We start from the raw sequence: 21,752 nt of genomic DNA on the forward strand, positions 1-21,752 counted from the left end.
GTTTCCCGATTTTGCGTTTATGCGATTCAGCCGTAAGCTTTCCGCCAATCCGGGGGGATTGCATGCGACCGATAAAAAGAATGCTGGCCATGGCCGCGATGGTGGCGCCGCTACTCGCGGGCTGCAGCTATTATTCCTTTCCGGACATCTATCCACATGCCTATGGCGGCACGAAGCCGAAGGACGGCCGGGTTCCTGCCGAGGATCTGGGCGACGAGTTTCTGTCCACGCTGCCCGTGAAGTTCCAGCTCGCCCATTATACGGGGCATCTGTGGTGCTATCAGGATTGGGAAGGCGGCATCAGCGTGTTCACGCTCGACGGCTCGATGCAGTCGCAGATCTGGAGCCAGCCTTTCCGCAGCCTCTATGCCTCGGCGCGCGAGGATGACTCGTTCGACACCTTCGCGCCGGTGGCCTATCCGAACCGCTTCTGCGTCATGCCTGACGTCGAGGTGGGCGAATTGTTCGATGAAACCTGGTTCGGCTTCTGGCTGTCCTACCTGACGCGCTGGGAAGCGCAGGACATCGAAAACCGCGCCCTGGCGGAGGAGAACCGGAAGCTGGCCGTCAGCATCGCCGATACGCGGCGGACCATCGCCGAGATCGATACGGCCATCGCGGATTACCGCAAGCGTATTGCCGAGACCGAAGCCGCCACCGCCCGGCTGCAGACCGAGCTGGACGCGCGGCGTGGCAAAATGTCGACGATGAAATTCCTGGCGCCGGAGGAGCCGAAGGCCGAGCTGCCGCCCTTCGACCTGAAGACTCCATACGACCGGGAGAAGGATCCCTTTGTCGATGTGGTGAAAGATCATGTCGAGGATGTTTCCGGCCGCCCCTGGGCGACCGACCAGATGCAGGGCGGCAAATACCTCGATGTGGAATTCGCCAAGCTGATCGATGCGGCGAACGAGGCTTTCGCCCATCCGGAAAACATCAAGGACGCGGCCCTGAAGGCGCAGGTCGAGGCGCTGAAGGCGGCGGGCTTCACCGGCATCAAGGTGACGTCCGGCGCGCGCACGCCGCTGCGGCAGGCGCATCTGTATGCCGCGGCGAAGAAGGACGGCAATCCGGTGGCGAAATACGTGCGCAGCGCGCACATGTTCGGCCAGGCGGCCGACCTGTCCCTGCCTGCCGGCTGGGGCTGGAGTTCGGCCAACCACAAGAGCCTGCGCGAGACGCTGGCCAAGCTTGGTCTCGACATGGGCGTGGCCAACGATCCGGTCCATTTCGCGCCGGCAACCTTCACGCGGGGCTATGCCGTGCGCCGCCTGGCCATGGTGCGGGCCTATCATGCCAAGGCCATGAGCATCGCGCGCGGACAGGAGGCGGTGCGGTCCGAGGCCATTTTCGATCGCAACAAGCTGACCGAGCAGCGGGCCCGCGCCGAAGCCGACCTGCGTGCCCGCCGCGACGAGCTGAACAAGCAGGCCGATCTGTTCACCCGTGTTTCCGCCGCCTATACCGCCGTGCGGCAGGAGCTGGACCGCGTGAATGCCGAGATCGCGCGCCGCGAACGCGAGGCGGCACGGCGCGAGCGTGAGAATGCCCGTGACGGCGGCGGTGGTCGTCCGCACCATTTCGACCGTCCGCGGCCCGAGCCGCCACAGGCGACGCCACGCGAACCGCCGCGTCGTGAACCACCCCGTCGTGAGCCGCCACGGCGCGATCCGCCGCCCGACCGAGGTCCGCGCCTGCCGCGGCTTGGATGATCGGACATGACGTCTTTCTGATGGCGCGTTACACTCGACCCAAAGATTCAGAACACGAGGGAGCGGGGCGTGGGTGAGGGTGCGCCGGAAGTCGATAGGGCCGACACGGCCAAGGCGGTTAAAGCCACTGACATTTTCACCGCCGATGAAATCCGGCGCCTGGGCGCGCGCTCCGATTTCATGGGCGCGGGACTGGTGCTTTCGGCCTGGGGGCTGATCGGCCTGGCCATGGCGATGTTTGCCGCCTGGCCCAACCCGGCGACGTTCCTCGTTGCCGTGATGGTGATCGGCGGGCGGCAGTTGGGGCTGGCCATCCTGATGCACGATGCCGCCCATGGCCTGCTGTTCAAAACCCGGCGCTTCAACGAACTGGCCGGGCAGTGGCTCTGCGCGTATCCGGTGATCACCGACCTGCATCTTTACCGGCCCTATCACCTGAAGCATCATCGCTTCACCCAGCAGGAAGACGACCCCGACCTTGTGCTTTCCGCGCCATTCCCGATCACGCGGCAAAGCCTGCGCCGCAAGATTCAACGCGACCTCAGCGGCCGCACGGCGCTCACCCGCCGGCGCGAGCAGGTGATGCTCACCTGGGGCGAGGCGGGCCTGAACTGGGGCCAGAGATGGGAACGGCTCGTCAAGGGCGGCCTCGTCGGCGCGGCGCTTGTCAACCTGACGCTGCTCGGCCTGCTGACGGCTCTGGGCTACTGGTGGCTCTATCCGGCTTTATGGCTGCTGCCGCTCGCCACCTGGTATCAGCTCGTCAACCGCATCCGCAACATCGCCGAGCATGCCATGGTGCCCGACAACGACGACAGCTTGCGCAACACGCGCACGACCTATGCCGGGCCGCTCACGCGCCTGCTGCTCGCGCCATTCTGGGTGAACTACCATCTCGAACATCACCTGCTGCTGTTTGTGCCCTGCTGGCGCTTACGCCAAGCGCATCGCATGATGCTGGCGAAGGGTTATGCTGAGAGGATGGAACTGCGCGGCTCTTATGCCGAGGTGCTGCGGCTGGCGGCGAGTGCGATGAGTGATGGCGGCGGCTCAGGCGGGGCGAAGCCGGCGCATATTTGAAACATTACGAAAGCGCTATCGCAGCGGGATTCCAGATATAACAACTTTATTTTGAGCTTCTGTGACGCCCGCTTGAAGCAGCAAATCGATAAACGTAGTTCTTAATTGAGTCGGGTATGCTGTCGGCCCAATAATGATACGGTCTATGAGATTTGGTAATGTTATTCCAAACAAGCCTTCTTTCGGAATATTGACTAAAGGTAGTTTGTAAACTTGTTGCGGTACTCCACGAACAATTTCAATTTCTTTCCTCAAAATGTTGGACTTAGCATAAGACGGACAATGCAATATTCTCCATTCTTGTTCCTCACGGAAACCTTCGTGCTTTGTACAAAGTGCTGCGAATCTTAGAGCATCAAATATAAGTTTAAATATTTCATTCCTTCCTCGTTGGCGTATGAAGTCTACTTCGCGGATTATATTACTCGTGATTGTTTCAATCTCATCTTCGAACTGTTTCTCGTCGAGGTAAGCAACAGGGCTGGTGTCAACTTTCAGAGAGTCATTGGGTGTAAAGAATGGCGCGCTTTTGAGAACTAAGGCGACTCCGGTGGTTCCGCCATATGCTCGCCACATAGAAAGACGCCCATGGGCATCTTCACCATCATAATGTTCAGAGAAGCAGGATAAAAATGTATCTGTGCGAAGGTAGGTTTCCCATCCGATGAGATGTCCCCAAATCTCATCAAACAGCTTATCGAATGTGCTGTTCAATGCGGATTTAAACTTAATCCCGGAATCAGATTTATTTATCGTTTTTTCAATGCACTCAAGGCCGTGCATGATCTCGGTAAAATCATTCATACATGAAGCGTTGCGCAACCAGAGTTCTTTCTTTTTTAGAATATTGGCTGCGACTTCCGCAGAGGTGTAGTGGACAAAACGAATGCGCTTCTGCTGAACCTTTTGAACACGATTCCAGAAATTTGGATAAAAGATTTGTAAAAGTTTTTCTTGATCTGGCGGTAATTCCATTGATCCACCCCCTGCTTATTATAATTCGCTATTCTGAGAGGATTTTAAATGCCTTACAAAATCAATTCTAAATGTGGTGAAGATATTATATGTACCCATTAGTAATTCGGAAATATACGGCGCAAATTTAGTTGATGAGGCCCCTAAAAACAGCCTGCTTGGAGCCGAATCCCAAGTAGGAGTATGCGGTGGGCCACTTCATTTGACTTATGTTGCGGGCATTAGTTTCGTTCACCTGTTTGGCTCGTTGCTTTTCTGCCCCGTCATGTTGCTGCTCCCGCAAATGTCATCCGGCCCTGGCCCAGCCGATCTGGCGCGGCGGGCGCGGGGTGCTAGGCTGTTGCGGTGACCGACTCCAGCCCGCCTTCGCCCCCCGTTTCGGCCCGCTATGCCATCGCCCTGATCGTGGTGGCCGAGTTTCTCGGCACCACGCTCTGGTTTTCCTCCAACGCCGCCGCCTTCGAATTGCAGGCTCTGCTGTCGCTGTCGGCGCGCGATATCGGCTGGCTCACCAATGCCGTGCAGGCAGGCTTCATCGCCGGCACGCTGGCCATGGCGCTGAGCGGCCTGGCCGACCGCTTTGCCGCCAGCCGCATCGTGTTTGCCTGCTGTGTGCTGGGCGCCATCGCCAATGCCGCCTTCCTGCTGGTGTGGCAGAGTTATGCCGCCGCCCTGGCGCTCCGCTTCATCGTCGGTCTGGCTCTTGCCGGCATCTATCCGCTGGGCATGAAGTTGGTGATCGGCTGGACCAGAGGGGCGGCCGGCGGCACGCTGGCCTTGCTGGTGGGCATGCTCACGCTCGGCACGGCTTTGCCGCATGGCATACGGGGGCTGGGGGCAGGGGTGCCGTGGCAGGCGGCGATGCTGGCGGCTTCGGCGCTGGCTTTGCTGGGCGGACTGATGGTGCTGCGGCTGGGGGACGGGCCGCATCTGGCGCGGCCGGCTGTTGCGCGAAGGCTGAGCCCCGGCGCGGTCTTGAGCGCCTTCCGCATCCCCGATTTCCGCTCGGCCGCTTTGGGCTATTTCGGCCATATGTGGGAGCTCTATGCCTTCTGGACGCTCACGCCCTTCCTGATCCTGCTGGCCGCGCCGGATCTTGCGCCGGCGGATGTCTCGCGCTTGAGCTTTGCCGTGATCGGCGCCGGCACGCTGGGCTGCATCCTCGGCGGTGTGGTCAGCGCGCGCTGGGGCAGCGCGCGGGTGGCCGCCACGGCGCTGGCCACATCGGGCGCGTTGTGCGTGGCCTATCCGTTTCTGGCGACGAGTGCCGCGCCGGGATTGTTGCTGGTATTGCTGGTGGTCTGGGGCGTGGCGGTGGTGGCGGACTCGCCGCAATTCTCGGCGCTCTCGGGCCGCGCCTGTCCGCCCGAAGCGGTGGGCAGCGCGCTGGCGATCCAGAATGCCATCGGCTTTGCCATCACGCTGGCCGCCATCGCACTCGCCACGCATAGGCTGCCCGCCATGGGCGCGTCGGTGGTGTGGCTGCTGGCGCCGGGGCCGGTGCTGGGGCTGATAGGTCTGTGGCGGCTGGTCCGCCGGAAAGCCTGAGCGGGGCCGGCCCATGACGCGCTTACCTCAGACGTCATTGCCCGCCTTACGGCGCGGGTCTAGCGTTCAGGCATGAACCAGATGATCCGGCCCGTCTCGTCAGGGTTTCCCGGCCTGCTGAAACACTGGCGCGGCCTGCGCCGGCTGAGCCAGCTCGGGCTCGCCACCGAGGCCGGCATCTCGGCGCGGCATCTGTGTTTCCTGGAAACCGGGCGGTCGGCGCCCAGCCGCGAGATGGTGGTGCTGCTGGCCCGTGTGCTGGGCCTGCCGCTGGCCGAGCAGAATGCGCTGCTGGTGGCGGCCGGCTTCGCGCCGCTGTATGCCGCGCGCGACTTAGGGGCCCCCGAACTGGCGCCGGCGCGTCAGGCGCTCGACATCATGCTCGCGCATCAGGAGCCGTATCCGGCGCTCGTGCTGGACGAAAGCTGGGGCGTGCGGCTGCGCAATGCGGCCGCGTCGCGGCTGTTCGGCGCGCTGCGGCCGCTCTACGACATGCCGCAGGATCTGGCGGTGAACGCGCTGCATTCGCTGTGCCATCCCGGCGGCATGCGGCGCTTCATGTCGGGCGGCGAGGATTTCATCGCCGCCTTCCTGCAGATGCTGCAGCGCGAGGCGAACCAGGGCCTGAACGCGGCGGCGGCGAAACTGCGCGCCGACCTGCTGGCCTATCCGGGCATTCCTGAGCTGATCGGGGCGGAAGACCAGGCTGCGCAGGCGGGTGTGAGCCCGATGGCGGTGCTGCGCCTGCGCGTGGGTGTGAACGAGATCGCCTTTTTCGTCACGCTCACGCAGTTCGCCATGCCGCGCGACGTGACCTTGCAGCAGGTGAAGATCGAGTTCTTCTTTCCCGCCGACGACGCGACGCAAGCCTGGGCGCAGCGCCTGGCCGCCGATCCGCAGCGCTCGGTGTTCGATTAGCACTTACATCGCGCGTAATTGCCGGCGCGAGCACGCACGGGGCAGGGTGGCGCATCGTCAACCAGGGGAAGCCCCATGCGCCACAATCCGATGCCCGCGCTGCGCGCGCTGAATGCCAAGTTCATCCACAATTTCGTCACCAATGACGTGAAGGCGCACAGCGCCATCATCCACGAACGCTTTGTCTGCATCATGCCCGACGGCCGCATGATGGGGCGGAAGGAGTATCTCGACTACTGGGCCACCGGCTTCGATCCCGATGTCATCATCTACTGGGATTACCGCGACGAGCAGATCAGCATCTTCGGCGATACCGCGCTGGTGCGCTCGGTGACCAAGTACGTGCGCATCCGCGACGGCCAGGAGGTGACCGGCATGACCGCCTATACCGACACGTATTTCCTCGATGGCGGGTTGTGGACCTGCGTGCAGGCGCAGATGACGCCGCTGCAACCGGCTTACTACCCGCCCGACGACACCATCGTGCGGCGCTATCTGCGTGGCGAGATGGTTGCCGAGGCGGCCTGACGGCTCTCTCCCGGGAGGGAGCGGGGCCGGAATGCTGCGTTCATGCAGGGCGCTGCGTTCATGCTGGGCGTTGCCGGGATGTCCCTTCCCCCCGGCGGTGGTGACGGCTACGCTGTCATGGTCTACCCTGATGACCATCCAGCCCGGCCCCGTTTTTCCCCAGGGACTCCCCATGATCACCGTCCATCACCTGAACAATTCCCGCTCCCAGCGCGTGCTCTGGCTGCTGGAGGAGCTGGGCCTGCCCTATACGGTGAAACGCTACGAGCGCGATCCGCTCACCATGCGCGCCCCGGCCGAGCTGCAGAAGGTGCATCCGCTCGGCAAGTCGCCGGTGATCGAGGATAACGGCCATGTCTATGCCGAGACCGGCGCGATCGTCGAATACCTGCTCGATACCTATGATGCGGGCCATCGCCTGTCGCCGCCGCGCAGCACCGCCGCCCGCGGGGCCTATACCTACTGGCTGCATTACGCCGAAGGCTCGGCCATGCCGCTGCTGCTGCTGAAACTGGTGTTCATGCGCATGCCCAAGGGCGTGCCGGCCCTGCTGCGGCCGCTGGTTTCCAAGATCGCCGCCAAGGCGCAGCAGACCGTGACCGATCCGCAGCTGAAGACCCATATGGCATACTGGGCCGATGCGCTCAGCAGGGGCGGCGGCTGGTTCGCCGGCGGCGATTTCACGGCCGCCGATATCATGATGAGTTTCCCGCTGGAGGCGGCGGCCAGCCGCATCGGCCTCGACCGGCCGGAATACCGGCCGATCCAGGATTTCCTCGCCCGCATTCATGCCCGCCCGGCCTATCACCGCGCGCTGGAGCAGGGCGGGCCCTACGAACTTCTGAAATAGGCGTGAACTGCTGCTGCGTCAGGTGGTCCGCTCACAGTTCGTAGAGCGGGATGACATGCACCTCGAAGATCGCCTTGGTGTCGAGGTTGTATTCCTGCGCATAGAGCGTCCATCGGCCGCCGCGGCGCAGCGCGATGATGTTCACGTCGGCATCGTCGCGCGACTGGTGGAGCCGGCCGAAGACAAAGGCCGGCAGGGTCGGGTCGGCGGCGAAATGCGGCGGGTTGTCTAGCAGATAGCGGCAGAGCTGCTGGCCGTTCCAGCCCATGGTGGGCTGCAGATGCACGATGCGCACGTAATCATGCCCGGGCCGCGACTTCTGGAACACCAGGCTGCAGCCATTCAGCCGCGTCGTCACCATCACGTCGTTGGCGTCGTCCAGTGCCAGGCGGATGCCGGTCAGGGCCTGCGCGTTGAAAGCGGGACGTGGCGCCGGCGTGACATTCAGCACGCTGGAATGGAAGCTCGGCGACTTGGCGATGGTCGGGCTCATCAGCATGTTGTTGGTGGTCTGCATGATGATCGGCTTCGGCGTCATTTCGGCGCTGTTCAGGGTAACGACCGAGATGGCCGGGCCGCCGGCCTCGCTGAGGTTGACCAGGATGGAGAAGGGGTTGTTCTCGAGCGTCGCCTTCACCTGGGCCGGCATGGCGCCGGAGGTGAGGAATTGCCGGAACTGCAGGAGGTCGAGCGGCATGGCGGTTTTTCCGCTTTACTAAAACAAAAAGCTGTGGAAACGATACAGGCTGCAACCTTGAGGCGCAACGAAGGGTTTGGAGGAGGTCGGGATGCGGTCGCTGTATCGGAAAATCCTGCATTGCCAGTGGCCCGCGCCGCGGCCGCCGGCCGCGCGTCAGATTGGAACGGCGGGCGGAACCAAGGGCGGAACAACCATGGCGCCGCCGCCGCTGCCGCAATTCACGGTGCAGAACAATTTCGACATACCCGTGTATATCAGTCTGCTCTCCAACCCGACCGCCAAGGTCTATGTCAATGCCGGCCAGTCGGGGTCGCTGACCTATTTCGAGGACGATCTTTGCATCGTGCAGGCGGCGCAGACCGGATCCTTCATGTGCGGCCTGATAATCGAGGCGGATGTCCTGTCCGCCACCGTCGATTACACGCTGCTGGTCGATCCCAACGATATCGGCGCGCCGCCGGTGCCGACCGCCGCCATGCTGATCCCGCCGGATTCGCCGCGCATCCTGGTCGGCTGCTCGCAGCTGGCCGATGGCAAGACGGTGCTGCGCGAACAGTTCTGGGACCGCCAGCCGGACTCGCTCACCCTGGCGCCGGGCGAGCAGAAGACCATCACCACCACGGTCACCACCGGCCGGCAGGAGACCTCGACGCATGAAAGCACGCTGGCGGCGAGCCTGAACATGAGCGCCAGCGCCGGATTCGGGCCGTTCTCCGCCAGCGTCTCCTCCAGCCTGAGCATGACCTCGCGCACCTTCCAGCAGGTGACGGTGAGCGAGCAGAACACCGCCTATTTCTCCGACGTGCTGACCAATCCCTATACCGACCAGCCCTGCCTGGTGCTGCGCTGGCAGCTCACCGACGTGATCACCATCTTCGATGTGGACGGTCCGCCGCTTGGCGCCATGATCCTGGGCGAGGCGCCGATCATCACCAACATGTACGGCGTGAATGACCTGGCGCTGCAGAAGCCGGTGCTGGAACTGACCGCGGAGGATCGCCTGCCGGCATGACCGGCCGCCCGGGACCGGAACGCAGCGCCGCCGGCCGGGGATCGATGTTTTAGGTCCGAGATGCCTTGTCGCGAATCGGCGGCAGGGCGTAGCTCTGGGCGGTGACTGTTCCATCCTCCCTCGTTGCGGCCGAGGCCGCCCTGCATACCGTATTCGGCTTCGAGCGGTTTCGCGCCGGCCAGGCCGAGATCGTGCAGGCGTTGCTCAACGACGAGGATGTGCTGGCGGTGATGCCGACCGGCAGCGGCAAGTCGCTTTGCTACCAGCTGCCTGCCATTGTGCGCGGCGGACTGACCGTGGTGGTGTCGCCGCTGATCGCCCTGATGCGCGACCAGGTGCGGCAGCTGCAGGGTTTCGGCGTCAATGCCGGCAGCCTGAATTCCGCCACCGACGAGGCCGAGCGCCAGCGCGTGCTGCGCGGCCTGCGCGACGGTTCACTGCGATTGCTGTATGTGGCGCCCGAACGCCTGGTGCGCGATGACACCGTGGCGCTGCTCAGGACTGCCGGCGCGTCGCTGCTCGCCATTGACGAGGCGCATTGCGTGTCGCAATGGGGCCATGACTTCCGCCCGGAATATCTGGCGCTGGGCGGCATCCGCGCCGAGCTGGGCCATATCCCGACCATCGCGCTGACCGCCACCGCCGACGCACCCACGCGGGCCGACATCGTGCAGAAGCTGTTCGGCACAGGAGCAGAGCCCGGGCGGCGGCCGCGCGAATTCATCCGCAGTTTCGACCGGCCGAACCTGCATCTGATGATGCAGCCTAAATCCAGCGCGAAGAAGCAGATCGGCGATTTCATCGCCGCACGCCGGGGCCTGAGCGGCATCGTGTATTGCGCCTCGCGCAAACGCACCGAAGACCTGGCCGCCGGCCTGCAGGCCATGGGCCATGACGCCATCGCCTATCATGCCGGCATGGAGCCGAAAGCGCGCGATGCCGCGCAGGACCGGTTTCTCGCGGAGGATGGCGTGGTGATGGTGGCAACGGTTGCGTTTGGGATGGGCATCGACAAGCCCGATGTGCGCTATGTGTGCCATGCCGACCTGCCGCGCAACGTGGAAGCCTATTACCAGGAGATCGGCCGGGCAGGGCGCGACGGCCTGCCGGCCGAGACGCTGACGCTCTATGGCCTGGACGACATGCGCCTGCGCCGGCTGCAGATCGAGGAGGGTGAGACCTCCGACGAGCGCAAACGCATTGAGCGTCAGCGCTTCAATGCGCTGATCGCGCTATGCGAGAGCCCACGCTGCCGCCGGCAGACGTTGCTGGCCTATTTCGGCGAGGAGAGCCAGCCTTGCGGCAACTGTGACCTGTGCCAGGACGGCGTGGCGCGTTTTGATGGAACGGTGGAGGCGCAGAAGGTCATGTCGGCCATCGCCCGCACCGGGCAGCGGTTCGGCACCGAACACATCGTGCAGATCCTGCTGGGCAACACGACGGACGCCATCCTGCGCCACGAGCATGACCGGCTGCCCACCTTCGGGGTGGGCAAGGATCGTGATGCCCATGCCTGGCGTTCGATCCTGCGGCAGATCTATGGCGCCGGCCTGATCGACCTGGATATCGCCGGTTTCGGCGGCTGGTTCATCACCGATGCCGGCCGTGCCGTGCTGAAAGGCCAGCAGCGCGTGGAACTGCGCAGCGAAAGCCTGCAGGCCGGCAAACGCAACACGGCGAAATCAAGATCGGCGGCGGCCGAGATCGCGCTGTCAGGCCGCGATCAGGCACTGCTGGCGGCGCTGAAAGACCTGCGGCGGCGCTATGCCAGCGAACTGCAGCAGCCGGCCTATGTGATCTTTTCCGACCGCACGCTGATAGAACTCGCCGTGAAACGGCCGCGCACGCTGTGGCGCATGAGCGACATCCACGGCATCGGCCAGGCCAAGCTGGAACGGTTCGGCCAGGCTTTCCTCGACGTGGTGCTGGCCCACGACGACCCCGCGAGCGAAGCGGCGGACTAGCCCGCGACGATGCCGGCGATCTCGGCGGCAGTGATTTTCGCCTGACGGATCGGCAGTAAAGGCCAGACATGGATCATGCCGGGCTGCTCCACGTAATGCAGCTTCACGCCCTCGCGCGCGGCGCGGTCGCGCAGGTCGCGACAATCGGGCAGCAGGATGTCGCGCGTGCCGATGAACAGGCTGATGCGACCCAGTCCCTGAAGCGCGCCATTGATCGGACTGATGCGCGGATCATTCGGATCGTCGCCGGCAGCCCAGAGCCTGGCGGCTTCCAGCGCGCCGGGCACGGCCAGCCAGGGATCAAAAGGCTGCACGGCGGGAATGCCGGGATTGCGCGCAGTGACTTCCAGCCAGGGCGAGATCAGAACGATGTCGCGTGGCTGCGGCAGGTTTTGCGCAGCCAGAGTCTGCGCCAGCGCGAGCGCCAGTCCGCCGCCGGCACTGTCGCCCGAGAGCACCAGATTTTCCGGCGCGGTCTCGGCTGCCAGCCGGCGGTAAACCTCGGTGACGAACGGAAAAGCTTCGCGCCAGTTGCCTTCCGGCGCCAGCGGATAGATCGGTATGGTGATGCGGCAGCCGGTGGCGGCGGCAATGCCGGCGAGGAACTTCCAGTGATGCGCCGTCAGGCCCGAGACGTAAGCGCCGCCATGCAGGTGCATGAGGCGCACGTCCGAATGCCGGCCCTTGGGCGACAGCGTATAGACGCGACGGCCGAGGATTTCGTCACGCTGAATGGTGAAATCGCGCGCAATCGCCGGTGGCGGTTCATGGCTGAAGCCGCGGCGTTCCTTCGCGATCTCACGGTGCAGATTTTCCACCGAGCGGAATTTGCGCGTGCGCCCGGTGAAACGCAGATACGTGATGACCAGCGGCAGCGGCAACATCGCCATGTCAGGCCGCGATCTCGCAGATCACCGGGGTATGATCGGAGGCTTTCTCGCGGCCACGCGGTTCGCGGTCGATCTCGCAACTCACCAGCCGGTCGGCCAGTTGCGGCGAGAGCAGGAAATGATCGATGCGCAGGCCGTTGTTCTTCGGCCAGCAGCCGGCCTGGTAGTCCCAGAAGCTGTAGTCGACCTTGCGCGGATGCAGCGCGCGCCAGGCTTCCGTCAGGCCCAGGTTGAGCAGCCGGCGCCAGGCCCGGCGGCTGTCGGGCGCGCATAGCGCATCCTCGGCGAAGCCGACGGGGTCGAACACATCCACATCGGCCGGGCAGATGTTGAAATCGCCAGCCATCAGGAAGGGTGTCTCGGCGGCCAGCAGCGTGGCGGCGCGCTGGTGCAGGCGCTCCATCCAGCGCAGCTTGTAATCGTATTTCTCGCCCGGACGTGGATTGCCGTTGGGCAGGTAGAGGCCGCAGATCGTGATGCCGGCGATATCGGCCTCGATGTAGCGCGCCTGTTCATCAGCATCCTCGCCATCCAGCCGGATGCGCACGGCATCGGGTTTGGTCAGGCTCAGGAGCGCGACGCCGTTATAGCTTTTCTGCCCATGGGTATGGACCTGATACCCGAGGCTCTCGAATTCCAGGCGCGGGAAATCGGCGTCCTGGCATTTGATTTCCTGCAGCAGCAGCACGTCGGGTTTGGCCGCCCGTGTCCAGTCGGTGACGTTCCCCAGACGGGCCTTGATCGAATTGACGTTCCAGGTCGCGATTCTCATGGCCGCAGCTTAGCCGATTGTCAGGCTTTTGCGACCGCGTCGAGCAGGCCGGATGATTTTACCACGGTGCAATATTCGCCATCGAGGTTCGCCAGCGACATGGCATGCACCTCTTCGGCGCTGCGCAGCACGCCGCGCCAGTCGCGCCGTGCGAAGGTAAAGCAGGCATCCTCGGCCAGGAGTGTGTGGAACCCGAGGTTGCCGGCCATCCTGACCGTGGCCTCCACCGAGTTGTTGGTGACGACGCCGGCGATCACCAGGGTGTCGATTCCGGCCTGGCGCAGGCGATCTTCCAGTCCGGTGCCGATGAAGGCGCTGTTGGTGCGCTTGGGGATCACGATCTCGCCGGCCAGCGGCGCCACGATGGGCTTGAAGTCGTTGCCCGGCTGGCCCGGCCGGTAGGCGGAGTCAGGCAGGACGGAATCGTGCCGGACATGGAAGATCGGCCGGGCGGTTTTGCGCCATGCCGCCAGGAGGGCGGCAACCGCGGTTTCCGCGTCGGGGTTGTTCCGCGGGCCCTCGGCGGCGTGATAGGGCGCGTCGATGGCCAGTTGCAGGTCGATCACCAGCAGGGCCGCGTTCGGCGGCAGGGTTATGCCGCCCCCGGAAATGTCAGACCGAGAAGGAATTGCCGCAGCCGCAGCTCTGCTGGGCCAGCGGATTGGAAATGCGGAAGCCGGCGCCGGAGAGGTCTTCGACGAAATCGACTTCCGAGCCGCGCAGGTAGTCCAGCGACACGGTATCGACCAGCAGGCGGGCGCCGTCGCGCTCGATCACCATGTCGTCGGCGGTGGGGGCATCGTCGAGACTGAAGCTGTACTGGAAGCCCGAGCAGCCGCCGCCCGACACGCTGATGCGCAGCCCCAGCGCCGGATTGCCTTCCGATTCGGCCACCTTGCGGATGCGGCGGGCGGCAGAGGCGCTCAGGGTCACCGCGGAATCCGCCGTCGCGGCCGGAAGGGGGGCCGTCTGGGGGGCCGTCTGGGCTGGAGCATTGCTCATCGCAGGTTTACACTCGGTTTACCAATAATTTGCCACATTGCCTGAGCAATTTAGGGACCCGGGCGCGGAAGTCAATTTCGCCCGGTATTATGCCGTTCGTTCAGTATTGGGTCCGGGCATTTGGGTGCGTTGCGGCCGGGAGGGGCAGCCGGTAGTGTCCGCCCCGATTTTTGGCCCCGTTTTGGGATTTACAGAAAAGCCTTCCGCAATGAACGTTTTCACCGATTTCCGCCGCGCCATCATGGCCGCCGTGCACAGCCTGTCCGAGCAGGGCATGCTGGCGGGTGAACTGCCGCTGTCTGCCATCGCGGTCGAGCCGCCGCGCGACCCGGCCCATGGCGACCTGGCGACCAACGTGGCCATGGTGCTGGGCAAGCCGGCCGGCATGGCGCCGCGCGCGCTGGCCGAGAAACTGAAACCCCTGCTGGAGGCCCATCCGGCCGTGACGGCGGTGGAGATCGCCGGCCCGGGTTTCATCAACCTGCGCCTCAAGCCCGAACACTGGCAGCTGCAGGTGGCCGTGATCCTGCGCGCCGGCAAAGCCTATGGCGACAGCGATATCGGCCAGGGCGAACCGGTGAACGTGGAATACGTGTCGGCCAACCCGACCGGCCCGATGCATGTGGGCCATTGCCGTGGCGCGGTGTTTGGCGACGCGCTGGCCGCCCTGCTGGACAAGGCCGGCTTCCAGGTGGCGCGCGAATACTACATCAACGATGCCGGCGCCCAGGTGGATGTGCTGGCCCGTTCGGCGCATCTGCGTTACCGCGAGGCTCTGGGCGAAAGCATCACAATCCCCGAGGGCCTGTATCCGGGCGACTACCTCAAGCCGCTGGGTGCTGCGCTGGCGCAGAAATACGGCGACACATACAAGACCGCGCCGGACGCCGAATGGTTGCAGCTTTTCCGCAAGGAAGCGACCGAGGCGATGATGGACATGATCCGCGATGACCTCGCGGCGCTGAACATCCATCATGCCGTGTTCACCTCGGAAAAGGCGCTGCATGACAGCGGTGCGGTGCAGGGCGCGTTTGATCGTCTGAAGCAGCGAGGCCTGATCTATACCGGCGTGCTGGAACCACCCAAGGGCAAGACGCCGGACGACTATGAGGCGCGGCCGCAGGAGCTGTTCAAGGCCAGCGAATTCGGCGACGAGACCGATCGGCCGCTGAAGAAGTCGGATGGCTCGTGGACCTATTTCGGCGCCGACATTGCCTATCATGACGACAAGTATCGGCGCGGCTTCAGGCAGATGATCGACGTCTGGGGCGCCGACCATGGCGGTTACGTCAAGCGTATGAAGGCCGCCGTGAAGGCCATGTCGAACGGCGAGGCCGAGCTGGACGTCAAACTGGTGCAGATGGTGAACCTGCTGGATGGCGGCCAGCCGGTGAAAATGTCCAAGCGGGCCGGCACGTTCGTGACGTTGCGCGATGTGGTGGATGAAGTGGGCAAGGATGTCGTGCGCTTCATCATGCTGACGCGCAAGAACGACGCGCAGCTCGATTTCGATTTCAAGAAGGTGACCGAACAGTCGAAGGACAACCCGGTTTTCTATGTGCAGTATGCCCATGCGCGCATCTGCTCGGTGCTGCGCAACGCCGTTTCGGAAGTGCCGGATATCGACACCGAGGATGGCGCGCTGGCGCAGGCCGACATGACCAGGCTGTCACATCCATCCGAACTGGCGCTGGTCAAGCTGCTGGCCGGCTGGCCGCGCCTGGTGGAATCCGCTGCCGAGGCGCATGAGCCGCATCGCGTGGCGTTCTACCTGCAGGATGTGGCTGCCGCTTTCCACGGTCTGTGGAATGTGGGGCGCGACGATACCAGCGTGCGGTTCCTGATCCCCGACGACCTGCCCCTGACGCGGGCGCGGCTGGCCATGCTGCGTGCCGTGGCTGTGGTGATCGCGTCGGGATTGTCTGTGATGGGCGTGACGCCCGTCGAAGAGATGAGGTGAGAGTATGAGCGATCTGCGCAGCGACCGGGGCTCGCGCCCTGTCCCGAGCGAGCCGGAGCAGGCTCCGACCAGTCCGAAGAAGATCATCACCGCCGCCATTGCGCTGGGCGCCGTGGCGGCCTTCGGTATCGGCATCTGGTTCGCCTACGACCAGGGCGTGAAGCGCGGCGCCTCGGGTGCCCCGCCGCTGATCCGTGCGGATCAGAGCCCGGCGAAGGTCGCGCCGGAGAATCCCGGCGGCATGCAGGTGCCGAACCAGGACAAGCAGATTTACGAACGTCTTGGTGGCAACCAGCCGGCGGCGACGCCGGGCACGGAAAAACTGCTGCCGCCGCCGGAGCGGCCGTCTGCCGCGCCGACCCAACCCAGCAACACCACTGCAAATGCCGTGACGGTGCCGAACCGTCCGGCCCCGGCCGCCGTGCCCAATCAGGCTCCGGCGACCAGCAGCGTGCCCAATCGCACCGATGCGCCGAGCCCATCGACGCTGAATGCGCCGGCCGCATCGCAACCTGTTGCGCCGAAAACCGAAGAGAAACCATCTGCCGCGCCCGCCGCACGCGCGCCGGCGCAGACCGCAACGGCCCCGGCAGCGGCCCCCAGCGTGACCGCCACGCCGGGCGGCAGCGCGAAGATCCAGCTGGCTTCGCTGAAAGACCAGGCAGCGGCCACCGCCACCTGGAATCAACTGCAGAAGAAATTCCCCGATGTGCTGGGCGGTCTGCAGCCGTCCTATGAAAAGGTGGAGATCGCGGGGAAGGGCACCTTCATCCGTCTGCAGGCCGGCCCGTTGAAGGATCGCGCGGCGGCGCAGAATGCCTGTCAGCAGCTGGCGGCCAAGAACCAGGGCTGCATCGTTGTCGGCCGCTGACGTGGCGACTGACTGGGCAACCTATGCCCCCGTGGTGGTCGGGTGCGCCGGCCAGCAACTGACGGCCGAGGAGCGCGTGCTGTTTGGCGTGCGCAAGCCGCTGGGCCTGATCCTGTTCGCGCGCAACATCGACAACCCGGCGCAGGTGCGGGCGCTGATCGCCGATTTCCGTGGCGTGGTGGGCAACCCGCTGGCACCGGTGCTGATCGATCAGGAAGGCGGACGCGTGGCGCGGCTGAAGCCGCCGCATTGGCCGAAATTCCCGGCCGGCGCCGTATTCGGCCAGCTTTACCGCCGCGACCGCAAGGCCGGCGAAGAGGCGGCCTATCTGAATTACCGCGCCATCGGCGCCGAGCTTGCCGCCCTTGGCATCGATGTCGATTGCGCGCCGGTGGCCGACCTGCCGGTGGAAGGCGCGCATGACGTGATCGGCGATCGTGCCTATGGCCGCGATGCCGAGACGGTGATCGCCATCGGTCGCGCCGTGATGCGCGGCCTGCATGATGCCGGCGTGCTGCCGGTGATCAAACATATTCCCGGCCATGGCCGCTCGCATACCGACAGCCATCTCGACCTGCCGGTGGTGGATACCGACCGGGCCACGCTGGAGCGCAGCGATTTTGAGCCTTTCGTGGCTTTGCGCGACGCCCCCGGGATCAAACCCTGGGCGATGACGGCACATATCGTCTACGCCGCGCTGGACGCGACGCTGCCGGCCACGCTGTCGCCCAGAGTGATCGGCGATGTGATCCGCGGCCAGATCGGCTTCGATGGCGTGCTGATCTCGGATGACCTGACCATGAAGGCCCTGAAGGGCACGCCGGCTGAGACCGGCGTCGCCTCGCTCAGGGCCGGTTGCGATCTGGTGCTGCATTGCTCTGGCGACCTGCCCGAGATGCAGGCGCTGTTCGCCGCCCTGCCGGCGATGACGGAGGCTGCCGCCCGCCGGGTGGCCCTGGCCCGGGCCGGCCTGCCGGCCCAGGCGCGGCCGTTCACCGAAACCGACAGGGCGCGCCTGGCCGAGTTGCTGCTTTCTGTTGCGGCGTGAGGGCCCGGCATGATCGAGGATGCCGCCGGTTTCCTGTTCGCGGCCTCGACCTGGCTGCTGCCCGCCCTGCTGGCGATCACCCTGCATGAGGCGGCCCATGGCTGGGTGGCCTGGCAACTGGGGGACGACACCGCCAAGCGGCTGGGGCGGGTGAGTTTCAATCCGCTGCGGCATGTCGACCCCATGGGCACCGTGGTGGTGCCCGGAATACTGCTGCTGTTCAAGGCGCCGTTCCTGTTCGGCTGGGCCAAGCCGGTGCCGGTGGACTTCTGGAAACTGCCGTCGCCGCGGCGCGACATGGCCGTGGTGGCGATCGCCGGACCGGGGATCAACCTGATCCAGGCCTATGCCGCCATGCTGCTGTTCCACCTGCTGCCGCTGTTTGGCGGACTGCCCGACGCCTGGCTGGCGGCGAATCTGGAAAATGCCATTTCAATCAACTTGATACTGTGTGTTTTTAACATGGTTCCTCTGCCGCCGCTGGATGGTGGCCGGGTGGCGGTTGGCTGGCTGCCCCTGCCGCTGGCGCGGCCCTTGGCCCGGCTGGAGCCCTATGGCATGGTCATCCTGCTGATTCTGCTGCTGGTCGTCCCGCTGGCAGCGCGCGAATTCGGCGCCGACTGGAACCCGCTTTTTGAGCTGATCACCCCGGTCGTCGCCGGCCTGCGGGATATCCTGCTTGAGTTGTCAGGGCATAGCGGTTAACACCGCGAGCCGATTTGAAATTTTGGCCAACCTGGATTTGAGGCCCGTGACCGAAGCCACTGACACCCCCGTTGCTCCCGCCGCCGAGGCTTTCGAGCCGGCGCATCGCGACGGCCTGGCCGAAGGGGGCGAGGGCGTCCGCGTCGGCGAGCAGTTCGTTCTCAGTCTCGAGGTTTTCGAGGGCCCGCTCGACGTGCTGCTGGCGCTGGCGCGCGAACAGAAGGTCGATCTGCGCAAGATCTCGATCCTGGCGCTGGCCGAACAATATCTCGCCTTCATCGCCGAACTGCGCAAGGTGCGCATCGAGATCGCCGCCGACTATCTGGTGATGGCCGCATGGCTGGCCTATCTGAAGTCGCGCCTGCTGGTGCCCGAACCGGAGAAGGAGGGCGAGCCTTCCGGTGCCGACATGGCGGCGCGCCTGGCGCTGCAGTTGCAGAAGCTGGAAGCCATGCGCCGCGTCGCCGACCAGCTGATGAACCGCAATCAGGTCGGCCTGGCCATGTTCCTGCGTGGCAAGCCCGAGGGCGTGCGGGTGATCCGCAAGTCGGTCTACAACGCCACGCTCTACGAACTGCTCAAGGCTTATGCCGAGTTCCGCGCCTCCAAGGGGTCGACGGAAGTGCTGACCATGAAGATGGCTCGTCGCCGCATCGTGTCGGTGGAAGAGGCGCTGGCGCGGCTGCGCAACATGATCGGCCAGATCCCCGACTGGGCCACGCTGCAGTCTTTCCTGCCAATCGAGGTGGACGACCCGTTCACCGTGAAATCGGCGCTGGCCTCCACGTTCAATGCCAGCCTCGAGATGGCCAAGCAGGGCCTGATCGAACTGAAGCAGGTGCAGACCTTCGGTCCCATTTATATCCGTCGCGGCCAGGGCAACATGCCGGCCGAGGCCGTTTCCAATCCGGAAGAGTAAGACGTCATGCAGTCCAACGACGCGTTGCCGGTCGGTGAAGACCGGCTGGAGGATGAAATCGAAATCGCCGCCGCCCCGGGGAATGCCGAGGAGGAGGACGAGGATTTTGCCACCGCCGCCGTGCCCAAGCGCGACGCGGATGACGACGATGACGATGACGATGATGATTTCGACGATGATGACGATTCGGACGATGATGATGAGTCCGATGACGACGACGATGATGATTCCGACGACGATGATGATGATGAGTCGGATGACGACGATGACTCGGAGGACGATGACGATTCCGATGAGGATGACGAGTCCGACGACGAAGATGGCGGCGACGATGAGGACGAGGCGGAAGAAGCCGTAGCCGAGGCCCCACCGGCCAAGCCGAAGCGGACCCGCAAGGCTGCGGCTGCCGAGGAGGGCGAAGAGTCCGAAGAGGATGCCGGTCCGGCGATGACCGATGAGGAGCGCGAGGCTGCTTTTGCCACCGCGATCCGCATGGCCGAGGCCCTGCTGTTTGCCGCTGCCGAACCGCTGGATGAAGCCACCCTGCGCAAGCGCCTGCCCAAGGGGACCCGTGTGCCCGCCGTGCTGGCCGCCCTGGAGGACCAGTACCGCCCGCGTGGCGTGAACCTGAAGAAGGTGGCCGGCCGCTGGGCCTTCATGACGTCGCCCGACCTGCAGCATATGCTGGAAGAGCATCGCCAGGTGCAGCGCAAGCTGTCGCGCGCCGCCATCGAGACGCTGGCGATCATCGCCTATCACCAGCCCTGCACGCGCGCCGAGATCGAAGACATCCGTGGCGTCAGCCTCAGCAAGGGCACGCTGGACGTGCTGATGGAAGCCAACTGGGTGAAGGTGCGCGGTCGTCGCCGCGTGCCAGGCCGTCCGGTGACCTACGGCATCACCGACGAATTCCTGGTGCATTTCGGTCTGGAAAGCGCCGATGCCCTGCCGGGCATCGAGGAACTGCGCGCCTCCGGCCTGCTGGAGGCCCTGCCGGCGTCTGGCGGCATTCCGATGCCGGGCGAGGCGCTGGATACCGCGCCGGAAGATCCGCTGGACGAGGACGACGACGGCCGCGAATACCTCGAGCCGCTGGTGGACGAGGAAGCCGACGCCAAGAAGGCGGAAGCGCAATCGTCCGAAAGCGATGCCTGAGCCGAAAGGTGAGGCGGCCGGGCTCGATCTGACCGGCGTGAGCCATCGCTACGGCGCCCGTCTGGCCGTCGACAATGTCAGCCTGAAGGTCGCGCGCGGCGAAATCCTCGGCCTGCTGGGTCCATCGGGCTGCGGCAAATCCACCACATTGCGTCTGGCGGCGGGACTTGAAGACCTGCAGCAAGGCGAGGTGCGCATCGGCGGCGAGGTGATGGCCGGTCCGGGCGGCAGCGTGCCGACCGAGCAGCGCCATGTCGGCATGGTGTTCCAGGATCACGCGCTGTTTCCGCACTTAAGCGTGGCCGACAACATCGCCTTTGGCCTGGGCCGGCTGCCGGCGGCCGAGCGGCGCCAGCGCGCCGAATACTGGGCCGGCCGCCTGGGCCTGGCCGCGCATATCGACAGCTATCCGCATCGCCTGTCAGGTGGCGAGCAGCAGCGCGTGGCGCTGGCCCGCGCCATGGCGCCCGAGCCGCGGGTGATGCTGCTGGATGAACCGTTCTCCAGCCTCGACAGTCGCCTGCGCGACCAGATCCGTGACCAAACCGTTGAAGTATTGAAACAGGCAGGCACGGCCACCCTGCTGGTGACGCATGATCCGGAAGAGGCGATGCGCATGGGCGACCGCATTGCCATCATGCAGGCCGGCCGCATCGAGCAGGTCGACAGTCCCGACCGCGTCTATGCCGCGCCGGCCACGCCCTTCGTGGCGCGGTTTCTGAGCGAGACCAACGAAATCCGCCTGCGTGTGACCGCCGGCGGCCGGGTCGAGAGCCCGTTCGGCGCATTGCCGGCCGGTGCATTGCCGGAGGGTAGCGAGGCCCTGCTGATGTTCCGCCCCGAAGCCCTGCAGGAGCGGGAGACGGGTCATGGGCTGGCGCTGAAAGTGGAACGGGCGACCGCTTTGGGGGCCTATCGCCGGCTGGAGGTGAGCACGGGCATGCTGCGATTTGCCGCCCGGTTGCCGGCCGGGCCGCTGCCGCCCACCGGCACGGTGCTTCACTTTGGTCTTAATCCGGATTTCTGCTTCGTTTTTCCCGCTGCCTGAGGCGGTTTCCGTGCACGAAGTTCGGGGGCGGAAGATTGCCTTCGGCGCGCTATCTCTGCCATAGTGCCGCCCTGCAGCGGCAGGCGCCGCCCCGC

General features: G+C 64.9%; 21 protein-coding genes. 15 read left to right on the plus strand and 6 right to left on the minus strand.

Annotated elements, in window-relative coordinates:
• Window positions 1–80 precede the first annotated feature (80 nt).
• The gene (locus ACE3OO_RS17575) at window positions 81–1,712 is read left to right on the plus strand and encodes a hypothetical protein (protein ID WP_374304816.1); all 1,632 of its coding nucleotides are present in this window, start codon (window positions 81–83) and stop codon (window positions 1,710–1,712) included.
• Window positions 1,713–1,781: 69 nt separating this feature from the next.
• Complete coding sequence (locus ACE3OO_RS17580; protein WP_374304817.1) at window positions 1,782–2,792, plus strand: fatty acid desaturase family protein; 1,011 nt, start codon at window positions 1,782–1,784, stop codon at window positions 2,790–2,792.
• Between the two features lie 15 nt (window positions 2,793–2,807).
• On the opposite strand, the gene ACE3OO_RS17585 is transcribed toward ACE3OO_RS17580, so the two are convergent.
• Entirely contained in the window at window positions 2,808–3,767 is a 960-nt protein-coding gene (locus tag ACE3OO_RS17585) for a DUF2971 domain-containing protein (protein ID WP_374304818.1), read from the minus strand.
• Window positions 3,768–4,112: 345 nt separating this feature from the next.
• On the opposite strand from ACE3OO_RS17585, the gene ACE3OO_RS17590 reads away from it, so the two are divergent.
• The 4 genes from ACE3OO_RS17590 to ACE3OO_RS17605 all read left to right on the plus strand — a co-directional run bounded on the left by ACE3OO_RS17590 (window position 4,113) and on the right by ACE3OO_RS17605 (window position 7,611).
• Entirely contained in the window at window positions 4,113–5,315 is a 1,203-nt protein-coding gene (locus ACE3OO_RS17590; protein ID WP_374304819.1) for an MFS transporter, read from the plus strand.
• A 72-nt stretch (window positions 5,316–5,387) separates the two neighbouring features.
• The gene (locus ACE3OO_RS17595; RefSeq protein ID WP_374304820.1) at window positions 5,388–6,233 is read left to right on the plus strand and encodes a helix-turn-helix domain-containing protein; all 846 of its coding nucleotides are present in this window, start codon (window positions 5,388–5,390) and stop codon (window positions 6,231–6,233) included.
• Window positions 6,234–6,308: 75 nt separating this feature from the next.
• Window positions 6,309–6,761, plus strand: a complete 453-nt coding sequence (locus ACE3OO_RS17600) for a nuclear transport factor 2 family protein (RefSeq protein WP_374304821.1) — start codon at window positions 6,309–6,311, stop codon at window positions 6,759–6,761.
• Between the two features lie 172 nt (window positions 6,762–6,933).
• Window positions 6,934–7,611, plus strand: a complete 678-nt coding sequence (locus tag ACE3OO_RS17605) for a glutathione S-transferase family protein (protein WP_374304823.1) — start codon at window positions 6,934–6,936, stop codon at window positions 7,609–7,611.
• A gap of 31 nt (window positions 7,612–7,642) precedes the next feature.
• On the opposite strand, the gene ACE3OO_RS17610 is transcribed toward ACE3OO_RS17605, so the two are convergent.
• Window positions 7,643–8,308: a hypothetical protein gene (locus ACE3OO_RS17610; RefSeq protein ID WP_374304825.1), complete on the minus strand. Its 666-nt coding sequence runs from the start codon at window positions 8,306–8,308 to the stop codon at window positions 7,643–7,645.
• 196 nt (window positions 8,309–8,504) lie between these two features.
• On the opposite strand from ACE3OO_RS17610, the gene ACE3OO_RS17615 reads away from it, so the two are divergent.
• On the plus strand, window positions 8,505–9,323 hold the full coding sequence (locus ACE3OO_RS17615) for a hypothetical protein (RefSeq protein ID WP_374304828.1): 819 nt from the start codon (window positions 8,505–8,507) through the stop codon (window positions 9,321–9,323).
• A gap of 101 nt (window positions 9,324–9,424) precedes the next feature.
• Window positions 9,425–11,287 carry a DNA helicase RecQ gene (recQ, locus tag ACE3OO_RS17620; protein ID WP_374304830.1) on the plus strand — a complete coding sequence of 621 codons (1,863 nt, stop codon included), beginning with the start codon at window positions 9,425–9,427 and terminating at the stop codon, window positions 11,285–11,287.
• On the opposite strand, the gene ACE3OO_RS17625 is transcribed toward recQ, so the two are convergent.
• The 4 genes from ACE3OO_RS17625 to erpA are packed head-to-tail and all read right to left on the minus strand — an operon-like array spanning window position 11,284 to window position 13,882.
• Window positions 11,284–12,177, minus strand: coding sequence for an alpha/beta hydrolase fold domain-containing protein (locus ACE3OO_RS17625; RefSeq protein ID WP_374304832.1), 894 nt, complete (start codon window positions 12,175–12,177; stop codon window positions 11,284–11,286). The two genes, recQ and ACE3OO_RS17625, sit on opposite strands and share 4 nt — an antisense overlap.
• Window position 12,178: 1 nt before the next feature.
• Complete coding sequence (xth, locus tag ACE3OO_RS17630; protein WP_374304835.1) at window positions 12,179–12,949, minus strand: exodeoxyribonuclease III; 771 nt, start codon at window positions 12,947–12,949, stop codon at window positions 12,179–12,181.
• A gap of 20 nt (window positions 12,950–12,969) precedes the next feature.
• The gene (locus tag ACE3OO_RS17635) at window positions 12,970–13,515 is read right to left on the minus strand and encodes a cysteine hydrolase family protein (protein ID WP_374304837.1); all 546 of its coding nucleotides are present in this window, start codon (window positions 13,513–13,515) and stop codon (window positions 12,970–12,972) included.
• 46 nt (window positions 13,516–13,561) lie between these two features.
• Window positions 13,562–13,882 (minus strand): iron-sulfur cluster insertion protein ErpA, encoded by a 321-nt coding sequence (gene erpA / locus ACE3OO_RS17640; RefSeq protein ID WP_374304839.1) that lies wholly within the window; start codon window positions 13,880–13,882, stop codon window positions 13,562–13,564.
• Window positions 13,883–14,159: 277 nt separating this feature from the next.
• On the opposite strand from erpA, the gene argS reads away from it, so the two are divergent.
• Genes argS through ACE3OO_RS17675 form a run of 7 tightly spaced genes read left to right on the plus strand, consistent with a single transcriptional unit; the run spans window position 14,160 to window position 21,657 of the window.
• Window positions 14,160–15,911: an arginine--tRNA ligase gene (argS, locus tag ACE3OO_RS17645; protein ID WP_374304841.1), complete on the plus strand. Its 1,752-nt coding sequence runs from the start codon at window positions 14,160–14,162 to the stop codon at window positions 15,909–15,911.
• Window positions 15,912–15,915: 4 nt separating this feature from the next.
• Entirely contained in the window at window positions 15,916–16,782 is an 867-nt protein-coding gene (locus tag ACE3OO_RS17650; protein WP_374304844.1) for an SPOR domain-containing protein, read from the plus strand.
• Complete coding sequence (gene nagZ / locus ACE3OO_RS17655) at window positions 16,769–17,830, plus strand: beta-N-acetylhexosaminidase (protein ID WP_374304846.1); 1,062 nt, start codon at window positions 16,769–16,771, stop codon at window positions 17,828–17,830. The genes ACE3OO_RS17650 and nagZ overlap by 14 nt, the downstream gene beginning before the upstream one ends.
• Window positions 17,831–17,839: 9 nt before the next feature.
• Window positions 17,840–18,535 carry a site-2 protease family protein gene (locus ACE3OO_RS17660; protein WP_374304848.1) on the plus strand — a complete coding sequence of 232 codons (696 nt, stop codon included), beginning with the start codon at window positions 17,840–17,842 and terminating at the stop codon, window positions 18,533–18,535.
• 46 nt (window positions 18,536–18,581) lie between these two features.
• Complete coding sequence (locus tag ACE3OO_RS17665) at window positions 18,582–19,454, plus strand: ScpA family protein (RefSeq protein WP_374304850.1); 873 nt, start codon at window positions 18,582–18,584, stop codon at window positions 19,452–19,454.
• A 6-nt stretch (window positions 19,455–19,460) separates the two neighbouring features.
• The gene (gene scpB, locus ACE3OO_RS17670; RefSeq protein ID WP_374304853.1) at window positions 19,461–20,609 is read left to right on the plus strand and encodes an SMC-Scp complex subunit ScpB; all 1,149 of its coding nucleotides are present in this window, start codon (window positions 19,461–19,463) and stop codon (window positions 20,607–20,609) included.
• Window positions 20,602–21,657, plus strand: a complete 1,056-nt coding sequence (locus ACE3OO_RS17675; protein ID WP_374304855.1) for an ABC transporter ATP-binding protein — start codon at window positions 20,602–20,604, stop codon at window positions 21,655–21,657. The genes scpB and ACE3OO_RS17675 overlap by 8 nt, the downstream gene beginning before the upstream one ends.
• Window positions 21,658–21,752 lie beyond the last annotated feature (95 nt).

Origin of the sequence: Ferrovibrio sp., assembly GCF_041906005.1 — a bacterium.
Taxonomy (GTDB): Bacteria; Pseudomonadota; Alphaproteobacteria; order Ferrovibrionales; family Ferrovibrionaceae; genus Ferrovibrio.